19 protein-coding genes and 1 pseudogene are annotated in these 25,804 nt (G+C 56.7%); 8 read left to right on the top strand and 12 right to left on the bottom strand.

The features are described 5' to 3' along the window. Nucleotides 1–167 precede the first annotated feature (167 nt). The 3 genes from AB4O22_RS15540 to AB4O22_RS15530 form a co-directional block, all read right to left on the bottom strand. On the bottom strand, nt 168–2,603 hold the full coding sequence (locus AB4O22_RS15540) for a pyrroloquinoline quinone-dependent dehydrogenase (RefSeq protein WP_304575815.1): 2,436 nt from the start codon (nt 2,601–2,603) through the stop codon (nt 168–170). A 58-nt stretch (nt 2,604–2,661) separates the two neighbouring features. Next, nucleotides 2,662–3,906: an SMP-30/gluconolactonase/LRE family protein gene (locus AB4O22_RS15535; protein WP_218232076.1), complete on the bottom strand. Its 1,245-nt coding sequence runs from the start codon at nt 3,904–3,906 to the stop codon at nt 2,662–2,664. 144 nt (nt 3,907–4,050) lie between these two features. Then, nucleotides 4,051–4,608, bottom strand: a complete 558-nt coding sequence (locus AB4O22_RS15530) for a hypothetical protein (RefSeq protein ID WP_095058147.1) — start codon at nt 4,606–4,608, stop codon at nt 4,051–4,053. 555 nt (nt 4,609–5,163) lie between these two features. Here AB4O22_RS15530 and AB4O22_RS15525 point away from each other — a divergent pair. The 6 genes from AB4O22_RS15525 (at nt 5,164) to AB4O22_RS15500 (ending at nt 11,967) form a co-directional block, all read left to right on the top strand. Then, nucleotides 5,164–7,278, top strand: coding sequence for an acetate--CoA ligase family protein (locus tag AB4O22_RS15525; protein WP_315866001.1), 2,115 nt, complete (start codon nt 5,164–5,166; stop codon nt 7,276–7,278). A gap of 68 nt (nt 7,279–7,346) precedes the next feature. Continuing rightward, nucleotides 7,347–8,387, top strand: a complete 1,041-nt coding sequence (locus AB4O22_RS15520) for a CDP-6-deoxy-delta-3,4-glucoseen reductase (protein WP_095058149.1) — start codon at nt 7,347–7,349, stop codon at nt 8,385–8,387. Between the two features lie 51 nt (nt 8,388–8,438). After that, on the top strand, nt 8,439–9,176 hold the full coding sequence (locus AB4O22_RS15515; RefSeq protein WP_048392910.1) for an enoyl-CoA hydratase/isomerase family protein: 738 nt from the start codon (nt 8,439–8,441) through the stop codon (nt 9,174–9,176). A gap of 63 nt (nt 9,177–9,239) precedes the next feature. Further along, on the top strand, nt 9,240–10,073 hold the full coding sequence (locus tag AB4O22_RS15510) for an enoyl-CoA hydratase/isomerase family protein (protein ID WP_460158228.1): 834 nt from the start codon (nt 9,240–9,242) through the stop codon (nt 10,071–10,073). Between the two features lie 15 nt (nt 10,074–10,088). Beyond that, entirely contained in the window at nt 10,089–11,021 is a 933-nt protein-coding gene (locus tag AB4O22_RS15505; RefSeq protein WP_013692814.1) for a LysR family transcriptional regulator, read from the top strand. Nucleotides 11,022–11,214: 193 nt separating this feature from the next. Then, nucleotides 11,215–11,967, top strand: a complete 753-nt coding sequence (locus AB4O22_RS15500) for an IclR family transcriptional regulator (protein WP_013692815.1) — start codon at nt 11,215–11,217, stop codon at nt 11,965–11,967. A 121-nt stretch (nt 11,968–12,088) separates the two neighbouring features. On the opposite strand, the gene AB4O22_RS15495 is transcribed toward AB4O22_RS15500, so the two are convergent. From AB4O22_RS15495 to AB4O22_RS15470, 6 genes and pseudogenes are all read right to left on the bottom strand, one after another. After that, entirely contained in the window at nt 12,089–12,856 is a 768-nt protein-coding gene (locus AB4O22_RS15495) for a methyl-accepting chemotaxis protein (protein WP_371856347.1), read from the bottom strand. Nucleotides 12,857–12,943: 87 nt separating this feature from the next. Next, nucleotides 12,944–13,927, bottom strand: a pseudogene (locus AB4O22_RS15490) (cache domain-containing sensor histidine kinase); the annotation flags it as partial. A gap of 286 nt (nt 13,928–14,213) precedes the next feature. Next, on the bottom strand, nt 14,214–15,584 hold the full coding sequence (locus tag AB4O22_RS15485) for an MFS transporter (protein ID WP_095058150.1): 1,371 nt from the start codon (nt 15,582–15,584) through the stop codon (nt 14,214–14,216). Between the two features lie 423 nt (nt 15,585–16,007). After that, complete coding sequence (locus tag AB4O22_RS15480; protein WP_048392915.1) at nt 16,008–17,342, bottom strand: NAD(P)-dependent oxidoreductase; 1,335 nt, start codon at nt 17,340–17,342, stop codon at nt 16,008–16,010. Between the two features lie 109 nt (nt 17,343–17,451). Continuing rightward, nucleotides 17,452–18,228, bottom strand: a complete 777-nt coding sequence (locus tag AB4O22_RS15475) for an SDR family oxidoreductase (RefSeq protein ID WP_048392916.1) — start codon at nt 18,226–18,228, stop codon at nt 17,452–17,454. Nucleotides 18,229–18,231: 3 nt separating this feature from the next. After that, complete coding sequence (locus AB4O22_RS15470; protein ID WP_048392918.1) at nt 18,232–19,347, bottom strand: CapA family protein; 1,116 nt, start codon at nt 19,345–19,347, stop codon at nt 18,232–18,234. Between the two features lie 361 nt (nt 19,348–19,708). Here AB4O22_RS15470 and AB4O22_RS15465 point away from each other — a divergent pair, with 361 nt between their 5' ends. Further along, nucleotides 19,709–20,548, top strand: coding sequence for an SDR family NAD(P)-dependent oxidoreductase (locus AB4O22_RS15465; RefSeq protein WP_304575820.1), 840 nt, complete (start codon nt 19,709–19,711; stop codon nt 20,546–20,548). Nucleotides 20,549–20,600: 52 nt separating this feature from the next. Here AB4O22_RS15465 and AB4O22_RS15460 read toward each other — a convergent pair whose 3' ends face one another. The 3 genes from AB4O22_RS15460 to AB4O22_RS15450 are packed head-to-tail and all read right to left on the bottom strand — an operon-like array spanning nt 20,601 to nt 23,361. Beyond that, nucleotides 20,601–21,773 (bottom strand): lactonase family protein, encoded by a 1,173-nt coding sequence (locus tag AB4O22_RS15460; RefSeq protein WP_304575821.1) that lies wholly within the window; start codon nt 21,771–21,773, stop codon nt 20,601–20,603. Further along, a complete protein-coding gene (locus AB4O22_RS15455; protein WP_460105536.1) occupies nt 21,774–22,187 on the bottom strand; it encodes a Zn-ribbon domain-containing OB-fold protein in 414 nt (137 codons plus the stop codon). A gap of 4 nt (nt 22,188–22,191) precedes the next feature. After that, nucleotides 22,192–23,361, bottom strand: a complete 1,170-nt coding sequence (locus tag AB4O22_RS15450) for a thiolase domain-containing protein (RefSeq protein ID WP_013692824.1) — start codon at nt 23,359–23,361, stop codon at nt 22,192–22,194. Nucleotides 23,362–23,642: 281 nt separating this feature from the next. Between AB4O22_RS15450 and AB4O22_RS15445 the strand changes: the two genes are divergently transcribed. Continuing rightward, nucleotides 23,643–25,754, top strand: a complete 2,112-nt coding sequence (locus tag AB4O22_RS15445) for a 3-hydroxyacyl-CoA dehydrogenase NAD-binding domain-containing protein (protein WP_304575823.1) — start codon at nt 23,643–23,645, stop codon at nt 25,752–25,754. Nucleotides 25,755–25,804: the final 50 nt, after the last annotated feature.

The raw sequence follows: 25,804 nt of genomic DNA, 5'->3' as shown, positions 1-25,804 counted from the left end.
TACCACGCTCGCTGAAATACAAAGCGCCCGATGCAAGTGCATCGGGCGCTTTGATATTGGAATGGATATAGCCCATTTCAGAGACAGGCAGATTTGCCCAATCCAAGACTTTGGAGACAGGTCACGATGGACTGGCTCCTTAGTCGATCAGCTATTGTCAGCAGCGATCACTTGCTGTCTGGAATTGCAAAGGCAACCAGCTTCGAACCAGGCTTCGTACGATAATGCGGACGCCCACCCTCGGCGACCACCACAAATTGCCTTCCGCTGACCGGACTGCGGTAGGTCATGGGCGTAGCATTTGCGCTGGTGGCCAGGCGGCTGCTCCACAGCTCCCGACCGGTGGCGGCATCCAGGGCACGGAACGTATGCTCTGCTGCGCCACCGATAAATACCAGGCCGCCACGGGTCGTCACGGCGCCACCGGCGGTCGGTGTACCGATCGGGATGGAGACCAGGGTCGGCAGACCGAACGGGCCAATGTCACGCGGTGAGCCAAATGGCTTGGACCAGATGAGCTTGCCGCTGACAAGATCAACAGCGCCAATCAGGCCCCAAGGCGGCGCATTGCAAGGAATGCCAAGCTGCGAAAGGAAGTTGACCCGATAAGCACCGTATGGCGTGTCAAGCATAGGCTGCTCGGCTTGTCCCCCTGCGTCCAGACCAGGTGCAATCTTGAAATTGCGTTGCGTTGCTTCTTCGCGTGTTACCAACTCGATTCGGTCAGGGACCTGAGTCCAGTTGACGATCATCAGCCCGCGATCAACGTCCAGCGAGATGCCATTCCAGTTCACACCACCCATTGAACCGGGATCGATCAAGACATTCTTGTCGAGCGTGATGGGCGTGAACTGGCCCTCGTAGCGCGATTGTTTGAACATGATCCGGCAAACCATCTGGTCGATCGGCGTCGCCCCCCACATGTCTTTTTCGCGCAGTTGAGGCCCCCTGAAAGCAGGGAGCTCGACAGAGGCAGGTTGGGTAGGGGACAGCCATTCGCCTTTGGCAATATCACGCTGAGGCACAGGCTGTTCTTCCACCGCCTTGATCGGCTCGCCAGTCTCGCGGTCGAGCACGAAAATCTCGCCGCGCTTGGTCGGTTGGATCAGTGCTGGCCGCATGCCCTTTGCGGTAGGCCAGTTCAACAGGGTGGGCTGAGAGGCGACGTCATAATCCCAGATGTCGTGGTGCGTGGCCTGGAATTTCCAGCGCAGCCGACCCGTCTCCGCGTCGAGAGCGATCACCGCACTGGAGATGTCCTCGTCATAGGGACGGCGCTGGCCACCGTAAGCATCAGGTGTCGCGTTGCCCACGGGCAAATAAATCAGGCCGAGCTTCTCATCCGCGCTGATGGGGGCCCAGCTGTTGGGCGTGGAAGGCGTGTAATACTGTCCTTCAGGTGGCAGGCCGAGGCGATTCGGCGCGCCGGCATCAAAAGCCCAGGCGAGTTCGCCTGTCACCGCATCGAAAGCCCTGATGACGCCCGACGGACCACCCCAATATTGCCCGTCGGGGATGCCGCCACCGACGACAATCTTGCCGCGGATAACTTGCGGTGCCGAGCTGACGTAGAACAAGCCATGTGGGTAAGGTGCGACGCCCTTTGTCAGATCGACCGCGCCGTTGTTACCAAACCCTGGGCAATATTCACCGGTTTTCGCATCCAGTGCCACCAGCGTGGGGTTGTGGCTGGGGGCGTAGATGCGTTCCGAGCAAAACCCATTGGCGTCAGGCACTTTGTAGTACGCCACACCCCGACAAGGTTTACCCGACTGCGGTACGCCGTTGGAAATGTCGCGGCGCCACAATTCTTTTCCGGTTTCCGCATCGAATGCATGGATGCCGTTATTGCCATCACACGCGTACAGGGAACTACCCATCATGATGGGGGTGCCTTCGATCGCGTTGAGATCGCCGTTCACCGGCGCCATGTCGGCTTCCCAGACTTTGACCAGGTTCGAGACGTTGGTTGTGTCTATGTCGGCAAGCGGGCTGAAGCGGGTCCCACCCTGGTCATTGCCGTAGGCTTGCCAGTCGGTACGTTCGTTGTTGGCCATTGGCTCAGGCAGTTTCGCTGGCGCCTGCGATTGCAAGCCGCGTCTCAACATCGGAAAGTCCGGTGCGTCAGGTCCGAAAGCGTGACTGACGCTCCCCAAGGCGATTGCAGCGGCCAGGCCGCCGGCAAACGATGGCCAGCCGCGTGGAAGCTTCCGGGTGTTCGGCGCAGGCGTGAGTCGGGTGAAATGCGGTAGCAGAAGTACTGCGCCGAGAACGAACGGACCAATCAGTCGGGGCGCCAGCTGCCAGCCGTTAAAACCCACTTCCCACAAGCTCCAGGCCGTGGTCCAGACCAGCATTGCGGCATAGACCCAAATCCCTCGCGCATCGCCGCGCCAGAGAAATACAGCGCTTGTGATGAAGGCTAGTCCGGTGATCAGGTAGTACGCAGAACCTGCGTCCGCAACCAAGATGACACCGCCAATGGAAAGGGCCAGGCCGAGTATCAGTAATACAATGGCAAAGATACGACACACCCATCGTGAAGCTTTCGTCGTATCGCGCTTGGCATTCAAAGAGTCAGGCTCTGCGCCAATAGGGGTCATAAGGGTTTCTCCATGTGATCAATAGGACACACGTGTTGGGAACAAGCATTGAGGCGGCTCATTTGAATGACGCCGGAGGCAAGCCATGGGTGAACACCTTGGCGCTGAATATTGTCGCTCCTTGCCCCTTATCTCCATCACTGGTGACGGAGTACAAGGTGTTCGTATTGGGATCAATGGCGAGGCTAGTCGATAGCAGGTTGTGCCCTTGTTCGCGCCCCGGCAGCAGCACCTGGCCAATCGGGATACCGATCTGGTTAAAGACCATTACACGACCTTGCCCATAGATCGCCACATAGACATTGCCATCGGCGTCGACCCGCATCGAATCGGGGGAGGGCCCCGTGAAACGGTAGGGGATGGACGAACTGATGGTGGCGATGGTAGTAGCGTTGGCCAGGTCGATGCGATGTAGAAGGTTGCGGCCAAATTCGGTTGCCCACAGCGTTTTTCCGTCTGGACTTAGCGTAACGCCGTTGGCCATCGAGAGATGCGGCAAGACGACAACAGGAGGCGAAAGATCGGGAGAAACGTAATAGATCCCGCCCTTTGGCTCGGTCGAGATACCTTTGAAATCACTGAAGTAGAAACCACCCTGTTTGTTGAACGCCAAGTCATTGGGCATGAATCCGGCGTCTTGCGCGATGATGGTTTGCATTCCCGTGCCATCGGGTTTGACCGCGAAAATCGCGCCGAGGTTGCGGTTCAGATCGAGAGCCGCGATGAACAGACGTCCGTCGGGATGAAATGCCAGTCCGCCAGGGGAGAGGTTCTCTATCGTGGCTACGATTGAAAGCTGTTTGGTCGGCGAGAGGCGAAGTACGCGTTTACCCGAAACATCACAGAAAAGCAGGTTGCCCTCGCGGTCAAATATCGCGCCTTCCAGTATCCGACCTTCGTTGGATGCTTTGAACCAGGTTTGAGCAGTAACCGTTGGAAGGCCTCGTTCCGATACTGGAATGGGTACAGGGCTTTGTGTCTGCTTGTCGTAGGCCAATGCTGAAGAGGCGGGGAGTTGTCCAGCGTATGCGCCTGTAGCGATGCCGGCGGCGCCGATAGCCAGACAGGCCAGCAGGCTGCTTAGCTGGAGCTTTCTGAGCACTCCAGGGACACGAGCGCTGCTTCTTCTATCCGAACGTTTCCTACCGACATGAATGCTTGTCGTGTTGATCGCTGTGTGCACCGCAGGCATGTCGAGTTGTGTCAGCGTGGGTAAAGCGGTCGTAGCGAATAGCCGGCTGGGGGGCGCGCCGGATATCGGCGCGACCAGCCCTTTGAAATTGAACGTTACGCCAATGCTCATAACGAACTCCATTGTGCAAAGCCTTTTACTCCCCCTCAGGGGCGTAGACTTGTTTATTGTTTGATAGGGTGAAGCTGTGTTTCTTGCGCGCTAACGTTGGGCACACGACCAGCGAATGTCAGTCCGCCGGAGGGAACCCCTACTTCAAATCTCTTCCCGTGGGTACTGGAGCACGAGGACCTCGGCACCTTCGCCACCTGCTTGGATCTCGAACTTTTCCTCAGTTGATTCCACGACGATCATGGACCAGAGAGGAAGCTCTTCTTCGCCATGCAGCACGCTGCCGTTTCCGACGAAAACGTAATAACCGGATGCAATACCAGGGGGTGGACCGTCCACTTTCATACCAGCGCCCAATCGCAATACCTGAGCGCGCAGCCCATCTGCCTCATCTTCAAAAAGCAGTTCCCAACTCGCTTCTTCGCGGGCCTGCATCACAGGGGCAATGGAGAACTTGATGGGCTCGGACGTCAGGTGCCGGCGTTTGCTTGGACGCAGTTGCTCCCGGTAGCCAGGTTCACTCAAATAGACCGGTTGGGAGTTTCCGGTGTACATCCGCATGGCAACGAAGGACAGCCCTTGCGGACCCGCCACGATCGGTCCGTAAGCCGTGTGATGATCTTTGAACTGGACGGTGAGCGGTTCAAGTACCTGCCCGCGATTACCCAGTGTGCCACTGCCAGCGATGAACAACTGAAACATCGACACCCCGTGGAAATGAGGCACTACTGCTTCGTGTGCTCTGAGTTCAGACATTGTCGCCTGGGGGCCTGGGGCCCGCTCTTGAGAGCTCCGCGGGCCAAAGAAGGTCGTTCCCCAATGCTGGTTTCCGGTACCGGGCGAAACGATAACGCTCCGATTTGCAAGGGCGTCTGCCCCACTGCGCGTGTAAATCATCACCAATGCTCCTATTGAATCTGCATGTATGCAGGACAAATCAACCGTCCATACGAGGCCGTAGCGTGCCCTCGGTCGACGCAAAATCATACTAGCATGTGTTTTGATAATTAGCACAAGTTTCAATGAGTGGAACTTTTGCGTAGCGGCTGCGTGCTGGGTTAGCGCCGGTGCAAGCTTTTGTAAGATGGTGTTTGTGGTTTCATTCATTGAAACCTATTCCAAAAATAATTGACTTTCGGCTGGCTGCGGACGACAGTGCACCGTGGCAGCTCTGCTTTTGGGGAGAGCAGAGAAACGACTGCATCTCTTTACCTCGTCTCCCGATTTTCGATAGCGATCAAGGGCTTCAGTACCGATATGAATAATTACAAAAACTTGCTTGAACCACGTTCGATTGCGGTTGTAGGCGTGTCGGAGGATGCGGGACGTCCCGGCTCTCAGGCCGTAAGAGCTCTGATGAGCAATGGATACACCGGCGCGATCTATCCGGTGAATCCCAAATACGAAACCTTTGAAGGTTTGAAGTGCTATGGGTCCGTTGCCGATATCGAAGGCGACGTCGACCTCGTGGTGGTTGGCGTTCCTGCGCAGGGCGTTTTAGCCGTGCTGGAATCGAGTGCGCAGAAGAAGGTTCCTTTTGCGGTGGTTCTGAGCGGTGGCTTTCGAGAGAGCGGTCCGGAAGGGATTCTCCGTGAGGAGAAAATGCTCGCGATTGCCCGGGCGGCGGGCATGCGTATTATCGGGCCCAACTGCCTCGGTTTTGCCAACATCCATTCTCGTGTCTACGCCGCATTCGGCAGCATTACGCGTGAACCGAAACTCGAGAAAGGGTCGGTATCGCTGGTGACGCAGAGTGGGGGATTCGGCTACAGCATCGCCCTTGCATGTGCCGAAGCCGGTATTGGTTTCCGGCATGTCATCGCGACGGGCAACGAAAGCGATGTCAACACGGTACAGCTCATTGAGGCGCTGCTTGATGATGACGAGACACACACCATCGTCGCCTATATCGAGGGAACCAATGACGGTCGTGCGCTGTTGGAAATCGGCCGCAAGGCTACGGCGCGCGGCAAGCCGATCCTGCTGTGGAAGGGGGGCGTCACCGAGCAGGGCGCACTAGCGGCCGCATCGCATACCGCCAGCATGACGGGTGTCTATGATTTCTATCGTGCCCTGTTCAAGCAAACGGGGATCGTCGAGATCAGAGAGATCCATGAAGCGGTGGATTTCCTCAAGGCATTGGAAAGCAAAAAATACCCGGACAATGGGGGGGTCGCGGTGATGGGGGTATCGGGCGGGTCTGCGATCGTATTCGCAGATGCGGGTGAGCCTGAAGGTCTGACCTTGTGTGAACTTGGTAACGATACCCAGCAAAAGCTGCTGGCGGTCGTACCTAACATCGGGGCCGTCCATAATCCAATCGACCTTACCGCAGGGTATTTTTCAGCGGCCAATGCGCAGAAGTTGGAAGCCGCTGTAAGCGCGACGCTTGAAGACCCCGCCGTAGGATCGCTTTGCATTAACCTGGCAACCACAGGCGCCTCTGGCAGCCTGGCGGCAGCCCAGGTATTGGCCCGAATTGCCGCGTCGGCGTCGAAGCCGATCCTGGTTTTTTCCTCAGCCCCCAGCGTTCAGATTGCAGAGGCGCTGCGTGTATTCGCTGATGCGGGAATTCCGGTGTTGCCTTCGCCGTCGCGAGCCGCCAAAGCTATCGCAATGCTGATGCGATTCAAGCGGACTCAATCGCGCATTTTGCAGATGCAAGAGGATGAGGGGCTCAAAGTAGAGCGAGCTTCTGTACCGCTTAGCACCGCCGTTGGCAGTCGGTCATCGTTGTCCGAGGTCGAGTCCAAGGAAATGCTGCGTTCCATCGGGATCCCCGTCACAACCGACCTGATCGTGAAGGGTTTTGACGCTGCGCTGTTCGACAAAGTCAAAGCGCCACTAGTCGTCAAGATTGTCTCTGCGGACATTGCGCACAAAACCGAAATAGGCGGCGTAAAGGTCGGCATTCGGACTGCCCAGGAGCTGGAGTCAGCGATCGAGCAGGTGTTAGCCAACGCGCAACGGCATGTGCCTGCCGCCCACATTGAAGGTGTCCTCGTTTCCGAGATGGTGACAGGTGGCTTCGAACTGATTGCCGGGGTGGTCAAGGATCCTTCATTTGGCCCGGTGGTGGTAGTCGGCGCAGGTGGGATTTATGCGGAAGTACTGAAGGATTCCGCGTGTCGAATCGCCCCTTTCGGCCTGCCAACCGCTATGGAAATGCTCGATGAATTGCAATGCAGCGTGATCATGAACGGGGTTCGGGGCGCGCCTCCCCTTGACGTCGATGCTGTTGCCCGCGCGTTGGTGGCGTTATCGCAGTTTGCCTGGGAGCAGCGCAGCGATATAGCCGAAATCGACATCAATCCAATGTTTGTATTGCCCCACGGTGTGATTGCCGCGGACGCCTTGATTGTGCGCGGTTAATGAACCGCCCCCAAGCTTGTCGCGAGAAAGAGCAATGTACAAAACATTCTGTAAAGGGGTGAATCGCTATGAATGACAGTCTGTCCGCCACATTGACGCATCGGGTCAATGTGAAGCCTATCGACCGCACGTTCGAGGTGCAGCAAGACGATACGATACTTGCTGCCGCCCTCAAAAGCGGGTGTCAACTGCCCTACAGTTGTCAAAATGGCATCTGCGGAACCTGTCGGGCCAAAGTACTCGACGGGGTGGTCGATCATGCGGAGTCCAGCATGGCGATACTTTCCAACGAGGACCGGCAGCAGGGATACGCGCTCCTGTGCCAGGCAAAGGCTTTAACCGCATTGACGATCGCCTGCGAGGTGGTGGAAGCAACACAAGACATCCCTATTCGACGGCTTGTTTCCCGTGTCGATCGTCTTGAGCGCCTGGCCGAGGATGTGATGAGAATTCGCCTACGCCTCCCTGCCAAGGAGTCTTTCAGGTTTTTGCCTGGGCAATACATCAACGTCGTGATGCCAGGCGGTATTCGTCGCAGTTTGTCGCTGGCAAACGTGCCCGACGACAACGTGTTGGAATTGCATCTCAGGAATTACGGTGGCCCGTTTAGCCAACACGTTTTCAATGTCATGAAAGAAAACGACCTGGTGCGCCTTGAAGGCCCGCTAGGTACTTTTTTTGTGCGTGAAGACAGCAGCAAACCAATGGTCTTCGTTGCCAGCGGCACAGGGTTCGCACCGATCAAAGCCATGATTGAGCGCGAACTTGAAAAAGCATCGAGTCGTGAAATAACGCTCTATTGGGGCGGGCGAAGGGCCTCGGATCTGTATTTGAGTTCCGTTGCCGAGGCTTGGACGAAAAGTCACAACGTCACGTTCATACCTGTCCTGTCAGAAGCGCACCCCGACGACCTATGGGAAGGTCGGGTCGGCTTTGTTCACCGTGCAGTCATGGAAGATTACGAGGATCTTTCCCAGCATCAGGTCTATGCCTGTGGAGCGCCCATCGTCGTGCAATCGGCAAGGCAGGATTTTGTGGCGTTACGCAACCTCCCCGAGGAAGAGTTCTTCGCGGACATGTTTGTGTCGGGACAAAAGGCTGTCCAGTAGAACTCGTGTCGTGTGTCTCGATTGAAAATAAAAACAAGCACGTGGAGGAAGATGTCCGTGGATGAACTAGCCAGCGAGTTGACGGTTGAGCGACATGAGTCGCTCCTGTGGATCACTCTGAATCGTGCCGCCAAGGCGAATGCCATGACGGTGGATATGATGGAGCGTGTGACGGCTGCACTGCAGGCAGCCACTGATGACCCGCAGATAAACGCGGTGATGCTGACCGGCTCTGGCGAGCGCGTGTTCTGCGCAGGGGTCGATATTCGTGAACAACCGGCGGACGGTGATACGGCACGCCAGCGTGAACGAAGGTCGTTAGCGTTGGCGGCGCTGCAGGACGCCGTGATGGACTGCCCCAAGCCAGTTGTCACAGTGCTCAATGGTACCGCGACGGGAGGTGGCGCGATGCTTGCGCTCTTGGCGGATGCCTGTGTCGCCGTCGATACCGCGAAACTGTCGTTGCCCGAAATTGATTTGGGTATCGCCACCTTCTCGGGTGCGAACATTTTAGAGGTCATCGGCGGACGCGCTTTGGCGCTTGATCTGATTCAGAGCGGCAGGGCGATGAAGGCTACCGAAGCATTGGCGAGAGGGCTGGTCCGCGAGGTAGCCCTGCGAGACGAACTCCATTTGAAAGCTTCGGCGCTGGGGCAGGCGTTGGGGGCAAAGAACCCGCGCACGTTTGCCGAAAACAAGCGGTGGCTCAATCGTTCGCTGAGAGCTGCATTGTTGCAGGCTCGGGACGAGCATGCACGACACCGTGCACTGGCTCAGGCCGAGCAATAGCGCAGCGGGCAACGAGTGTGGTTTTGCACGGGCGGCGTGTCCATATCGAACTGAGGGAATATGATGTCTGATCTAGAAGTCAGTACCGTTGGCCGGGTCATGGTAGCCAAGCTAAACCGGCCCGAAAAAAAGAACGCCTTGAGCGAGAGCATGCTGGATTCACTTCGCACTGCATTGCTGGCTGCCGATGAAAATGATGACATCGGTTGTTTCGTCATCACCGGTGCCGGTGATGCATTCTGCTCCGGAGGCGACCTGGGCCGTCGGGCCGCCGAAAGCGCAGAGGGGGATCCAACGCCGCTCGAGCGTAAAATCAGATTGCAAAAAGTCACCCACCAGGTGGCATTAGCGATCGAGAGCTTTGAAAAGCCACTCATTGCGGCGGTAAACGGCGCGGCGGTGGGGGCGGGCATGGATCTTTCGTTGCAGTGCGATATGCGTTTCGCATCAGAGTCGGCTCGATTTGCTGAGGCTTATATTCGTGTTGGCCTGATCCCTGGAAATGGCGGTTGCTATTTGCTGCCGCGCATAGTCGGTACCGCGAAAGCCCTGGAATTATTATGGACGGGCGATTTCGTCAGTGCTGAAGAGGCGTTGGCATTGGGCATCGTCAACCGAGTATTCAGTGATGACGAGCTCATGCAGCAAACGCTGGATTTTGCTACACGCCTGGCGGATGGCCCTCCCATCCAGCAACGCAGCATAAAGAAGCTGCTATACCAATCGCTGCGGACCGATTTACGGACGAGCTTGGAGTCGGTGGCTGCGCAGATGGCCGTGGTGCAATCCACGGATGATTACAAGGAGGCCATCAAAGCTTACAAGGAAAAAGGAAACCGCGTTTTATCGGCAAATAGCGTGTCGTGCCTGGACCGACCGGTCCAGGCATCGTTGTGATAGTGGAGGTGTCCGATGGAACTGCGTCAACTGCGCTACTTTGTCCGGGTAGTTGAGTGTGGAAGCATGGGGCGAGCAGCGCTTGAACTCGATGTTGTCACCTCGGCCCTCAGTCAACAAATCAGTCGACTGGAGAATGAACTGTCCGTTCGGTTGCTGCTAAGAAAGAAGAGCGGCGTGCAGCCCACCAGCGCCGGATTGGCATTCTGGCATCGAGCACAACTGGTGTTGCGCAACGCAGAGGATGCGGCCCACGCGGCCAGGACTGGACGGTTCGCCGGGCATGTCACGGTGGGATTGGCTCCATCCACCTCAGGCGTCGTTGCACTGCCGTTCATGGAGGCGATGCGAGAGCGATACCCGGATATTTCCCTTCGTATTGTCGAGGCGTTATCGGGCAACCTGGAGCGGATGCTGAGTGCTAGACAGATCGATCTTGCGATATTGTTTGGCGCTGATCATGGGCGCAGATTCAGCACTCAACCGCTGGTAAATGAACGTCTTTTCGCTATTTCCGCAGCTGACTTTTCCCTGGTCCGCAAGAGTGAATCGCTGTCAATCAGTGAGCTTTCCAACGTCCCCCTTATATTGCCCGGCAGTACGCACGGCCTCAGGGCGCTGATAAACAATGCTTTTGAAAGAGAAGGCTGCACGATGAACGTCATCGCGGAAATCGACGGGCTTGCGATACTCATGGACGCGGTGGGGGCGGGCTTGGGGATGACGGTGCAACCTAGCGCGGCACTTGCAAGGCATGATAAAGACCGTTTCGATACGGTACCCATTTCCGAGTTCAATTTTACCCGCTTGAATCAAGTCGCCAGTTTGTCGGACGATGAGTTGTCGCCGGCGGGTTTGGCAGCACGTGTTGTTTTGGCTGACGTCGTTCGCACGTTGGTTTCGGATAAACGTTGGCTGGGCACGCAACTGGTAACGGTGCCCGACTGAACAAGGCGCGGTCGCCAGCCGTCTCGATGTGCCTCCGTTCTCGAGTTCGGTGGGTGGAACTGAAGTTGGCGAGTGAAATAGCGTCATGCTAGTATGTTATTTTGAGACTGATTCTCGTTTGTTGGCGAATGAAGCATTTCGTGTCGAGGAGGATCGTTACGATCAACGATTTTGATGGGGTTTTTCAAGAATGATGCGCTCTGTGCAACGTATCTTGGCAGTTTTCGAAAGCTTTAGTTCAGACCGCAGCAGCCTTACGCTTCAAGACATTGCAGACCGTATCGAGCTACCGAAGTCGACGACGTTTCGTATTGTCCAGAGTCTTGAAAAGGCTGGCTACCTGGTACGTCTCGAGCAGCAATATTGCTTGTCCTTCCGGTTCACGCGCTTGGCTGGCCTGGTAAAAAGTACCCTGGGTATTCGTGAGATCGCTCGACCCGTATTGCAAGAACTCGCTGAGCAGACTGAAGAAACAGTCTCCATCCATGCGGTGAGTGATCGCAATCGAGTCTGTCTCGACTCGGTCACTACCAGCTCGGCACCGTTGCGCGCGGTGGTCCAGGCGGGTGAACAGATTCCCTTGTTGGTAGGGTCTGCTTCAAAGGTCTTGATGGCCTATATGCCCAAAGCCCAGCTCACCCCGTTAGTCAAAAATGTTGCCAAAGCGACGAAGCGCACCAATGGCGCGGTGCTTGAAGAGTTCGCCATGATCCGGGAGCAGGGTTATGCCGTTTCCCATGGCGAACGGCTGTTAGGCATCTCGGCGATCTCGGTACCCATCAAGGACGTCAATCAAGAAGTGCACTATTGCTTGTCGGTGGGGGCACCGACTGTCCGAATGAACATGAATGAAAAGGAGTTTATCGAGTTGGCAGTCAAAGGTGCCGAAGTCATATCGCGACAATTCGGTGGAGAGGTGGCCTTGCCCGCCCCTACATCCGACTGATGATGTGCGCCTGACCTCAAGCCTGGATGTCTTGACAGCGGCTCATCGCGAGAACGAAACGCTCCGCTGGTCACTTCCATGCGAATGGACCAGTTGGGACTTCCAGGCGAACGACGACGGTTCACGATTTGAAGCGTCCCACCAGACCGTTCAGCTCATCTGACAGACTCGACAACTTGCCGGAGTCATCCTGTGCAGAGTTGGCCAAGCTCTCCACCAGCCGAGCCTCGTCATAAATCTGCTGGATATGCCGATTGATCTCTTCGGCCACGCTATGCTGCTCTTCAGCGGCGGCGGATATCTGCAGGTTTTGATCCCTTATTTCATTGACCGACAATTGGATGCCTTCAAAGCTGTCCCGGGTGCTTTCGATGGACGACACACTGGCTCGCGAAAGCTCAAGGCAACTTCCCATTTTGCCCATCACCTCCTGGGTCTTGCTGCCTAGGGCGCCGAGCAGTTGCTCGATTTCGCCGGTCGAATCGGATGTGCGTTTGGCCAGTGCTCTGACTTCATCTGCCACCACTGCAAATCCTCGACCTTGATCACCCGCCCTGGCGGCTTCGATGGCTGCATTCAGGGCCAGCAGATTGGTTTGCTCGGCAATGGCGCGAATGGTGCCAAGGATCTGGTTGATGCTGCGGCTGCCGGCTTCGAGCTCTGTCATGGACTGCGACGACTCGGTCAGACGGCGTCCCAGGCGATTCACGTTGTCCGTGGTGATCTCGATCTGCTGCTTGCCCTCCGCCACACGGCGATGTCCGTTCTCGGCGGACTCTGCTGCGCCGCTGCATGAGCGGGCCACCTCATTGGCGGTTGCGACCATCTCGTTGAACGCGGTCGACACCAATTCCACCGCTTCGCGCTGTCTCCCGGCGGCCTCGTTCATGTTGTTGGCAACCTCGCTGTTAACCCTCGAGGCATTTTGCAGATTGCTCGATGCGGCGCCGATGTGTTGGATCAACTGACGTATGGCGGTGAGAAACTTATTGAACCAGCCTGCCAGCTCAGCGGTTTCGTCGTTACCCTGAAACTCTAGTTCGCGACGCAGATCTCCCTCGCCCTGTGCGATCGATTGCAGTCCGGTGCTGACCTGGCTGATGGGTTTGACGATGGACTTGGAAAATGCCACGGCGACCAGGGCAAAAATGACTGTCAATCCTCCCACGATGAGGGCGGTGAGGTAGGTCATGCGAGTGGCCGCGCTCATGACTTCACTGCGCTCGATCAAGCCGATATAGCGCCAGCCAAGATCAGGCGACGTCCAGACGTTGGCCATGTAAGGGATCCCATTGAGTTCAACCTCGGTTGATCCCTGCGGGGTGGCGGCCAACTTTGCATAGGCCTCGCCCAGGTCCTTGAGCGGCTTGAAGCTATGCGTTGTGTCGCGGGGGTCTACCAGTACGACGCCGTCCTCGATCAACATCACGTAGCCGCTTTCGCCAAGCTTGATGCTTTTGACCAGCTCGGTGAGGTTTTTCAAAGACACGTTCACGGCTAACACACCTTTGACGATGCCATCGCTCGTGATCATTGCCCTGGCTGTCCCCACCAGTGCTGCATCTTCCTTACCGTAATCATAAGCCGGGTAAAAAGCGGGTGTTCGTACGGTTTTGCCAGGGCTCGCCATCGCCGCTTTATACCAGGGGCGTGAACGTGGATCGTAGTTGGCCAACTGAGGATCATCTGGCCATTTGGCATAGGAGCCGTCCTCCAGGCCGATGGAGAGAATCGCCGCGGACGGGTGGGCTGCACCGTAATGAGCAAACCTTTCGATCAGTTGCTGGGCCGCAGGAGGCAATGGCCGGCTGGCGGCATCACCGGTCTGATAGTTCTTCAGCGCGCCAACCGATACATAAACTGGATCGGTTGCCATTTGATCGACATTTTGCAGGCTTGCCTCGAAAAACTGGCGAATGTTGCCATCGATCTGGCGTATTTCCCGCGTACTGCCATCCATAAACTGATCAGCCGCTAGCGTTCGCGTGTTGGTCACGGAAACCACTGCGACCAGGCTCACGGGTATAAAGGCGACCAATACGAACGTCAGCACAAGCTTGTTTTTTATTTTCATTGTGAAGCCCATAAACAGGGAGGACGGGCAAACGGCCAATTTCACGCGGTAGTCGCCTTTACACCCGATTCTGCTCGGGTGCGATATGTTCGGCGGCTCCGCCGATGAAGCGGACTGTTTTCAGTCCGCACACATCTTGAGCCGCTCACCGATCAGTTGATTGCAAAAAGGGTTATGTAGAGAGCTCTTGCCGCATTGTCTTCTGGGGCTGCGGTAGTTCACTCGCCTTGTTGCTTGCCTTGTTGCCCACTGAGGTGCGCAGGTTTATTCCACGAGTCTCAGGAACAAACTGAGTTGTGATCAGACAGAGCACGGCAATCAACGTGACGTAAAAGGCCGGCGCCAGCGGGGAGCCAAACGCCTGGGACAGGTACGCAGCGATCAATGGGCACGTTCCGCCGAACATCGCGACACTTGTCTGATAGGAAATGGCGTGTCCGGTTGCACGGAACGATGTCGGGAAAAATTCCGCTGCGGCCACAAAGCTGGCTGCCCCATAAATCCCCAATCCGGCAGCGAGGAGTGTTTGCCCGGCCACGGCGCTAGCGAAAGAACCCGAGGCAGCCAAGTACATGGCCGGATATGCCGAGAGCGCTATCCATGCCGCACCAAATGTCAGTACTCGCTTGCGGCCAAACCGATCACTCAATAAACCTCCTAACGGAAGTAGGGCTGAAAGTACGATGACGGCGATGGCGTTTGAGATCAAAGCCGAGGTGGAATCCAGCTTTCCGACCTCAATTAGAAAGGTGTACATAAAGCCGAGCAATAGGTAAGCCCCTACCGAAAAAACCGGTTGGACCATGAACACGTGCAACATACCCCTCAATCCACCGCAGCGAATGGCCGCTATCAGCGGATTCTTCTTGATTTTGCTGGCTTTACTGGCCTGGCGGGCTTGCTTGTACTCTTCAGGCTCATCGATGTTGCGGCGCAGCCAGAACCCGACCACTCCGATAATGCCTCCAAGAAGGAAAGGGACGCGCCACGCCCAGTCTGAATACGCTTGATCCCCCGCTCCAAGCTGGAGTGCGACGACCAAACCGGCCACGACGGCGTTGGGCAGGTGAGAGAAAATCAGCGTGAAGCCAAGCCAGTATCCTCTGCGATTCTCCGGTGCCGACTCGACGATGTAGCTGGTCGAGCCGGTCGTTTCGCCACCCAGTGCCAAGCCTTGTGCGATTCGACAGAGCAACAGCAGTAACGGTGCGGCGATCCCGATGGTTGCATAGGTCGGAAGCAGCCCGATGATCGCGGTGCCTAGTGCCATGAGCCAAACGGTCATCGCCATGACCCTGATACGGCCAAGGCGGTCCGCCAGATAGCCAAACATCAAGCCACCCAGGGGGCGGGCTACGAAGGCCACTGCATAGACTGCGAACGTGCTCAGAAGCGCGGCAGTTCGATCTGAGCCGGGAAAAAAATGGACGGATAAAATGGGTATTGAGAACCCGAATACAGCGAAATCGTAGATCTCACCGAAGTTCCCGATAGCGCCAGCGGCTAGCGATCGCCGAGAACTGGTCGTTTTCGTCTTCGTCATGCGTCTTCTCCTGTGACAGGATGGTTTTTATTAGTTGATGCAAAGCTGATGCATCAAGACTGCAGGATGAAACAGTGTTGCTTCGCCATCAGGCCTTAGAGATGTTCGAGGCGTGGATCAATGTTGCGTTTTCGCCGGATGAATCGTGGTAGTCAGCGAGCGTAACGTTTGTGAAAAGCGTTTCTGCGATGACGCAATCCGCTAACGGAGGTTATGTTAGAAAGACGCGTGTTGCTGGGGTTTAAAAGCAATACGCGTTCACTATTTGTTAATAGGTTGGCGAGGTTTGCCGGGCCAGGCAGGTAGCCGAGCGTGGGCTTGTTTCCTGCAGAAGGTGCCACTGGCTTACCGCCGTATCAGGACAGATTTTGGTTTTCATATAGACCTCGATCGATTCCACGCTCACTATTCGTGAGCCGCCAATCAATTGCAGTTGGAGGAGGGCTTGAACTGAACCGCGGAAATAGAGCTGTAGAACGTGCTCAAGTCTTTTATCGGGACGGGTTCGCTGATCTGATGATCCGCTTGCTCGAAGAGGCTTCGTGCAGCATTGGCGATCAACATGGGAGCGCCAAGATCGTTGCCGCGCAAACAGGCCGCTTTGAGGATGGTTTTTTCGCTCGAGAGTGCCGTGTTATCCAGGGCGTGACTGGATAACAATTGGGTATAAATAGAGCGAGAGGATTCACTCCATCCCGATGTCTTTTCCAGGACCAGTGCCATGTCTTCCAATGCCAGCCCATATCGCAGGCCTGCCGCCGTGCATTCATAAGTAATCGCGCTGCATAGCGATGCGATCGCACCTGTGACCAGCTCGATGGCGTGATCTTCAGGGCACGCTTGAGGGGCACCATCCGTGTTCGGCGTCACGGCATCGCCGTCGTACAATTTTGTCGCCGCCATGCTTTCGATGAGCCCGACCATGTCTTCGAGCTGCGCGTTTGGCCCCAAGGTGTTGGTTCCGATTTGCAACAATGCCCTGACCAGAGCGGTTAGCGGCATCGGGACATCCCTGGACATTCCCAGCGCGACGGCTTGATCGACGTCTTTGAGCATCAAAGCGAGGGCGAAATTGGTGGAGGGTTTTCCCTGGGCGAGCGCGGGCAGCATCCTGTCTGTGGTTTGATTTCGCGCTTTGTTGCGGTTCAACACGTCCGCCATCAGGGGCAGTGAAAGGCCGGCTTTTTTGCCCATGGCCACGACCTCAAGGGTCCCTAGTCGGCAGCCAGCATTCATGGCGTTGTTGACCATTTTCATGGCTTGGCCGTCGCCGACCCTGTCGCCACAACGATAAATCGTTTGGGTAATAACTTGTAAAACGGGGAGGGCGCGCTCGTAAACCGTATCCGAGCCCGCAACCATCAGCGTGGCTTTGCCTTCGGCAACGACCAGCGGACTTGCAGACACCGCAGCATCCATCATGTCGATACCGCGTTCGGCCAGTTCTTCGGCCATACGTCTGGTCTCACCCGGAATGCCACTTGTCTGATCAATGATCAGTGTCCCCGGCACCAATCCGGCCGCGAGGCCGTTTGGACCGAACAGCGCAGACCTGACGTCCGAGCTGCGTGGCAGGCACAGGAAGATGACGTCACACCGGCGAGCCAGGTCGGCCGCCGTGGGCGCGACGTCGGCGCCCAGTTTCTTGAACGTGTCGACGGCGGCCGTGTTGATATCCCACACGCATAACGAGTGAGACAGGAATCGACGAGCGAGTTGACTGCCGAGGGCACCGAGTCCGATGTATCCGATTTTCATTGCCTGTCGCCTCTCTTGTGACCATTCAACCGACGCATGCGGCGTATCGGGGGAATGGTGCAGATACTTTTATTGTCCTGGGGTGCGATGAAAGCGTATTGCCTGAACGCTAAAGCAATGAACCGATCATGCCGCCATCAACGCTGATGCTCGATCCAGTGATGAAACCCGCCTGTGTGGATGCGAGAAACGCGACCACGCCACAGACCTCGTCTTGCTCCCCCATGCGGCCGAGCGGTGTGAGTTTGCGGCGTGCCTCTGCCTGCTCCGGGGTGTACGCGGCGGTGCCGGTGCGGTGCGATGTGTCGATCAATGCCGGCGCTACACAATTGACAGTGATGCCGCAAGAGCCCACCTCGTTCGCGAGATGTTTCATGTACGCGGTGACGCCGGCGCGAAAAACGGTTGAAAGGCTATGGTGCGGCATGGGCTGCTTCACCGATGCCGAGGTAATGGCGATGACGCGACCCCATTGTTTCTTGAGCATCTGAGGAACCATTTCCTTGGCGACCTGGATGGTCCCCCAGAGTTGATTTTGATAGGCCTCTTGCCACCGTTCCTCTTCAGTTTCGTCGAGCGTCGCCCGCAGCGGATTGGGGGCTCGTCCCGTGTTCAGGACGAGGATGTCGGTGCCGTTGAATGTAGCGTTCACCGTGTCGGCGAGGCGCTTTACATCAGCGGCGACGCGCATGTCGCCGGGAACCGCGACTGCACGCACGCCGTGCTTTGCCGTTATTTCCTGGGCGAGGGCGGTCAGTTTGTCCGCCGAACGTGCAAACAGCACCACATGAACGCCCTCGGCTGCCAGCGCGTGAGCAATGTTTTTGCCTAAACCTGCGCTGGCGGCGGTGATGACTGCCACTTTTCCGTTGATCTTCAAGTCCATGATTTACTCCGACACGATGATTTCATTGCCTTCGACGCTGAATCGATGTGGCATGTCTTCGGAGGCCCACTCCAGGTAGGAAAGCACTTCCTGGAATCGAGGATCGTCGTGATTCAGCACTTCAGGCCGATACCGTGCGTCCATGACCATCGGAAGGAACGAAACCTTTTGTATGCCGTCTTTGGTCGCCACTGCTTTGGCGAGCAAGCTCAACGTACAGGCCTTGCCGTAGGGCATAAAAGGATATTCGGGATCGAGGTCCGCGTGATTGCGAACCGCACCGTGAGACCAGGCGGGCTCGCTCCATGAAGGCGCGGGAAACGACTTGGTCATTGCGAACACGCCGAGACTGTAGAAGACGGCTTTGCCCTTATACATCTCGATCGCTTTGGGAATATGCGGTGCGTGGCACACCACCATATCTGCACCTGCATCAATGGCAGCATGGGCTACGGTCACCTGGTAATCGGAGATCACGCGCGGCAGCCGGATGACGCCGGAGTGAAAAGCCAGGATAACGACGTCTACCTCACCTTTCAGCTTCTTGATGTCCTCGACCAGGTTCGCCAGGTCGCTGGAGTCAGGTTCCGTGCGAATGCGAACGGGCTGGTGGGGACCTCGTGTTTCATAGGAGGTATCGACCTTGATACTGGTCACGCCAGGTTTTTGCAGTCCTGCCTCGCTGCCGGCAGGACCGAGCGAGGTATAGCCCAAGTAACCGACCTTGATGCCGTCGTGTTCAATGATGGCTGGACGTCGTGCTTCTTCCAGATCCCGACCTGCGCCTGTCACCTGGATGCCGCGCGAGACAAAAAAGTCCCGGGTATCCACGAGGGCATCCGGGCCGCTGTCGTAGCTGTGATTGTTTGCCAGAGTCACCGCGTCGAACCTGCCATTGGTGAAAATAGCAGCCATTTCAACGGGCTGACCGACTTGAGGGGCATGGTCTGCGCGCACGGTGCGATCCGAGTAGGTGCGCATGCAGTTGATGAAACGCATATCGGCCGAGGCAAGAGTCGGCAGGACGAGTTCTGTGTACCCCTCCACCGGGAAGCCGTCTTTCGCTCCATGCGTGGGGCCGCAGTCCCCGCCGATCAGTATGGTGGCGTTCGATGTCATTTTTCCCTCCTATTATTTTTGTGGGAAATTTATGGTTTCGATCAATGAAACAGATGCTGCTAGATAGAACTAATAATAGCACCGCGAAAACGGCATGACCACGATTTGTACAGGCATCATGTCGTTGGATAAAGAGTCAGTCTGGATTTTCGTGGTTCTGATGATTGGAACAGGTATCGATAATAAGAACATGTGATAGTATCGATTTTGACATCCGTCCGGGCGCAGGCGTTACCTACCTGACCGTCTCTATGGCAGGTCGAGGGTCGACACCTGTTCAGGAAAACGACGTTGGTGCCAGTCTACTATTTGAAATTATCAGTTAGTTCAATCGCTTACATGAAAATAAGAGAGGGCGGAAATGGCAAGGTCACTGGATCAAACGCAGGGGCACACACCGGCAGGGCGGCTTGCCGGGAAAGTTGCTGTTGTTATTGGTGCTGGACAAAGCCCGGGCGAAGGCATGGGTAACGGTCGAGCGGCGGCCATTCGATTTGCGCGTGAAGGGGCGCACGTCCTGGCCGTTGATCGGCAAATCGAGTCCGCTGAGGAAACTGCGGCGATGATCATTCAAGAGGGCGGCTCCGCTGCAGCATTTTCTGCGGATGTGACCCGGGAACACGAGTTGGCCCTTGCCATGCAGATGGCAAAAAAACGTTGGGGGTCCCTGGACGTCCTGCACAACAATGTGGGGGTCAGCCTCGCCGGTGGTGACGGCGACTTGATGGACATCACCGAAGATCAGTTCGATAACATTTGCCGTATCAATCTTCGCGGTACCGTCTTTGCTTGTAAGCACGCAGTAGCAATCATGCGTGAACAAGGGGGCGGGGTTATCGTCAATGTGTCATCCGCGGCGGCATTGGGTAAGTATCCCTATGTAACGTACAAGGCTACAAAAGCGGGTGTCATTGCTTTCACCGAGCAGTTGGCGCTTCAAAATGCCCCTTATGGGATCAGGGCGAACTGCATCCTGCCGGGCTTGATCTCGACGCCGATGGCGGTCGAGGCGCGTATTCAAGCGTGGAACCAGACGCGTGAGCAGGTCAGCGCGGAGCGCAACGCCAAGGTGCCGCTCGGCCGCCAGGGAACCGCTTGGGATGTTGCGAACGCGGCGCTGTTTCTTGCGTCCGATGAAGCCAATTTCATCACGGGTATCTCATTGGCGGTGGACGGCGGCCGGTTGCTCAATCGTATTTAATCGTAGTCCCCCACTGCTGGCAGTGGGGGACCATCGGCGCATTACCGCTCAATCAACGTAGCCCGACAATACCCATCCAGTACTGAAGTTGATTTCCTGGCGTCTCGACATCAACGCTTCGAGCGTACTTGAGATGCCCGTCATCACCTATCCGGAATATCGACAGTGTCGCGGGCGTTACGGTCAGCCCTTTTTCATCATCGTATGCGGCCAAGGCCTTGATACTCGCCGTGACGAGCAAGCGGCCACTGGGATCACAGGCAAATGTTCGGACGTGAAAGGAACGAGTGTCCACATGCTGAACAAGTGTGGGCTCGCCTGTTTCAGGGTTGATAGCGTAGACGGCTATGTTGTTTTCACCTCCGGAGAACACTGGGCGCCCCTGGTGGGAGTGCGTCGCATCTGCGCGATTTACCAGGTAAACAAACTTCCCGCTTGGATGGACATGGATTGCACCGGCGAGTTGTCGTGGGTGCACGTGCTCAGGGGTTCGCAGCGTTCCCCGCGTGAAGGCTGGCTCGGCCTCGATCCGGTCACCGTCATGTCGGAACATGTAGAGACGGTTGGTTCGCTCGTCGGCTGCGTAAAGCCATGGATGCGTCGGATGAAAGTCGACATGCCGCGGGCCGAAGTCATGGCCATGATTCGGCGCAACCACATCGCTCATTTGGAGATGTTCTTCAGTTAGCCGAAATGAACGGAGTGCCCCGGGATCTTCCAGCTTGTCTGTCGTTGCGTTATTGCCGCGGTCAACTACCAGGACGTGTTTGGCGGATGGATAAAACATGACCTGGTGCGGATAGACCCCAAAGTCGGTGTTCGGATCCTGAGCCTGGCAGCTGCCAATTGTGCAGTCTGCGTTGATGCGGTGCACAGTCAATGAGCCGCGCTTGAAATTGTGGGCATTGACGATAAATCGTCCCAGGGGGTCGATACACAAATGTACCGCTCGGTAGGGAAGTCGCGCAGGTAAGCCGTGAGTGTTGAGTTGCCCGTCAGGTCCCAACGAGTAAGCGCTGACTTGATTGTGATGGGACTCCACCCTCGGGCCACCGTCGCTTGTTGAGACATACAGGAAGCCGCCGGATGGATGAGGCCATGCGTATTGCACCTTTGAGGCCACAGTGACGCTTTCCATCCTGTGGAGCGTTGCGCTGTCTACGTCAATCATATAGCGCGTGATGACATCACCTACGGCGCTGTAGAGTACGGCGCGGCTGCTCATTCAAGCCTCCGAATGGTCAATGGTGAACATGGGAACGGACATGCCGCTTTCTGATTCTTTAAACGCGACCCTGACCCGCTGCCCGATGCGAACACTGTCCAGATCAACATCGACAATGTTCGTAAGCATCATCAGTCCCTCGTCGAGGCGCACATAGGCAATGCAGTACGGTGCTGATGCGCCACGTCGTGTGATGCTGAAGGTGTAGATCGTCCCGGTCCCGCTTGCGGTGATCCATTCGACATCGGTGCTCCAGCAAAACGGGCACAACGCACGAGGATAATGATGCGGTTGATGGCAGGCATTGCAGCTCTTCAAGAGCAGACGCCCCTCGGTCGCCGCGTCGAAATAGGGTTCATCACCGGGGTTCAGGATGGGGTCGCTGATGGGGCGTTCTGTGTAGGGGGTCGACATGTTTTTACTCCCTTTCCATGATGACGGTGGCTGCACCGTGCCGATGACCTATCGCGCCGCCGATGCCGGTGGCGAGGGCTAGCGAACAGTTGGGAACTTGCACCTTTGGATGAGCCTCGCCTCGAAGCTGTCGTACGGCTTCGATTATTTTTGTGATCCCGCCGCGATTGGCGGGATGGTTGTTGCACAGGCCGCCGCCATCGGTGTTGAACGGCAACTTGCCGATGCCCGAAATAAGGTTGCCGTCCGACACGAATTTTCCGCCTTCGCCTTTTTTGCAGAATCCCAGGTCTTCAAGTTGCAGGATGACGGTGATGGTGAAGCTGTCATAGATGGAGGCGTACTGGATGTCGGCCGGCGTCACACCTGCCTCTTCGAAAGCTCGAGGGCCGGTCCACGCGGCGCCGGTATAGCTCAAGTCGAGGCGTCCACCCATCTGGTGTTTAGTGGATTCACCGCAGCCAAGTATCCGTACCCGTGGTCTGTTGAGGGCCTTGGCAATCTCCGGGCGGGCAACGATAACTGCGCCGCCGCCGTCGCTCACGACGCAGGAGTCGAGACGCCGCAGGGGGTCAGAAATCATCGGCGATGCCAATACATCTTCGACCGAGACCACTTTGCGCAACATCGCCAGAGGGTTGTGTTGCGCATGATGAGAGGCAGCGACCTTGACCCAGGCCAGTTGCTCGCTGGTTGTGCCGTACTCATGCATGTGGCGCATCGCACACATGGCATAGAGGTTCAACGTGACTGGGTTATAGGGCATCTCGAATGGCGCGTCCGGTAGATTGACGCCTCGTACGCGCGCCTGTATCCCAGAGATGCCTTCAGAGTTGGGGCGACCGGCCAGTGTAATCAGCGCCACGTTGCATCTGCCCGCTGCTATTGATTCTGCAGCGTGGGCGATATGGGCGAGATAAGAGCATCCTCCCATATCGGTCGAATCGACATGCCTCAGCTTGTCCAGATTCAGGTAGTTGGCCATCGACCATACATTCCCGCCGGGTGCATCGCCCGCGCAGAAATATCCGTCGATGTCATCTTTGCTTAATCCCGCGTCTTCAATTGCTCCTTTCGCCGCCTCCGCATGTAGCTGCGCCACCGAATGATGGGGGGCCTTGCGTAGGGGGTGCTCATACGCTCCGACGATGTATGCCCTGCCTTTTATTGTCATCTCTAGGGTTTCCTCAGTGCATGAAGATGAAGCTCGAATGTGCTTTCCGGTACCTTCGTTCAGGGGGGGCGGCCCACCGTAAAAGACAAAAGTAGTATGACGCAAAGTTCCGGTCAGTGAAATCTGTGCTGATTATCAAAACTCATGCTACCATCGATTCAACGTTGTTTGGAGCGCAGGATGGCGCTGCACTCAAATTTCCGGGCCAAACCAGGATGCTCATTGGATGCGAGCGGTCGCGGGGTAGGGGCAGGCCTTATTTTTTTTGACAGGAAGATGAGATGAGCGAAAGCCTGATGGTCAGTTACGAAGTCGAAGGCGTTGTGGCCGTAATCACAGTCAACAATCCGCCCGTCAACGCCCTGACTCCCGAGATGAGAGGGAGCATCATTGACGCCGTTGCCCATGCGAACGCCGACCCGGCTGTCGCGGCGATCGTGTTGATGGGGGGCGGTCAGAATTTCATCGCGGGTGCTGATATTCGACAGTTTGGCAAGGCGAGAACAATCACTACCCGCATGAGCGCCGCGGCACTTGACGCCGGCGCCAAGCCGACTGTCGCGGCTATTCATGGATATGCGCTGGGAGGCGGTCTCGAGCACGCCCTCGCTTGCCATTACCGGATTGCATTGCCCGCAGCCAAGCTCGGATTGCCCGAGGTCGCTCTCGGGTTGATACCGGGAGGCGGCGGTACGCAGCGCTTGCCGAGGCTGGTCGGGGCTGCCGTAGCCACCGATTTGCTCGTCTCAAGCCGCCATGTCCATGCCGTCGAAGCATTGAAGATCGGGCTTATCTCCCAGATTGTTCCAGGAACACAAAGCCAAGAGCTTCGTGATGCCGCCGTAAGCTATGCAAAGGCCGTGGCGCAGGCTCAACCGCAGCGCGTACGCGATTTGGTGCTCGAACCGATGGATGCGACAACCATGGATGTGCTGCAAGCGGCACGCCGCGAAGCAGCCAAAAAGTCTCCTCACAACAAAGCGCCACAGTACGCGATCGACTGTATCGAAGCAGCTTTCAGCCTGTCGTTTGATGAGGCTCTAGAGGTTGAGAGCCGCTTGTTTTCTGAGCTGGAGGGGTCTGATGTTGCCAAGGCACTTCGCTATGCATTTTTTGCTGAGCGTGAGGCTGCCAAGGTTCCGGATGCGCCCCCGGGTTTCAAGCCTGCTGGTGTGACGTCCGCTGCGGTGATCGGCGCGGGAACAATGGGCGCGGGTATTGCCATTTGCTTCGCTGACGCAGGCATTGTGGTGAAGCTCCTGGAAGCGAGTGCCGAAGCACTGGACAGGGGCCTGCAGCGCATACGTGACATCTACGCCGTAAAGGTCAAGCGCGGACGCATGACCGTGGAAGAGATGGATGCGTGCCTTCAGTTTGTCCAGCCTGTCTCCCACTACGAAGAAATCGGCGACTGCGATGTCGTGGTTGAAGCGGTGTTTGAACGGATAGATTTGAAGAAGGACGTATTCACCAAACTCGATGCCGTGATGAAGCCTGGCGCGCTGTTGCTGACGAACTCTTCCGCGATTGATATCAACGTCATGGCCAACATGACAGGCCGACCGCAGTACGTCGCCGGCGCTCATTTCTTCGCTCCCGCGAACGCGATGAAACTGTGCGAAATCGTGAAGGGTGATCAAACCTCGATCGAGACAGTTGTGCGGGCCATGAAGATGGGCCGCGATCTTAAAAAAGTCTGTGCGGTCTCCGGGACGTGCGATGGCTTCGCGGCAAATCGCAGTCGCGCGCCGCTGGTCACGGAAATGATGCTACTGCTTGAGGAGGGAGCACGCCCTGAGCAGATCGACAGGGTCATGGTTGAATTTGGCTATCCGATGGGGCCGTTCGCTGTGAGCGATCTGTCCGGTCTGGATGTCAGCTATGACACGCGCAAGCGTCGCGCGGCAGCTGACCCTCAATACAGGAAGCTCCATGTCCCGGATCGGATGGTCGAGCTGGGCCGCAAGGGCCAGAAAAATGGGGTCGGATGGTATCGCTATGAAGAAGGTGGCCGCACACCTCGTCACGATGAAGAAGTGATGCGGATCATCGCGACCGTCGCCCATGAGCTTGGCACGCCTCAGCGTACCTTTACCGACAGTGAAATCCTCAAACGTCTGTTATTCGCCTCGATCAACGAGGCCTGCAAGATCCTGGATGAAGGCAAGGCATATCGAGCCAGTGACATTGATGTCATGTGGTTGTACGGCTTTGGATTTCCTCGCCATCGAGGAGGGCTGCTGTACTGGGCTGACACGATCGGGGCCAAGGAAATCCATCTGCAAGTGCAGCAATGGCATGAGCAATACGGCAGGCGTTGGACTCCTAGTCCGCTGCTGTCGAAAGCGGCCAATGAAGGGCTGTCCCTGAGAGAGCTGAAATCAGTCATATGAAAAGCACGGCAACGATGGCCGTGTGCGGCCGGTAACGGTTGTTCTTTTAA

Source organism: Pseudomonas sp. S3_B11 (genome assembly GCF_054667715.1).
The sequence above is the reverse complement of the archived record's forward strand: the minus strand, read 5'-3'. Positions and strand labels throughout refer to the sequence as shown.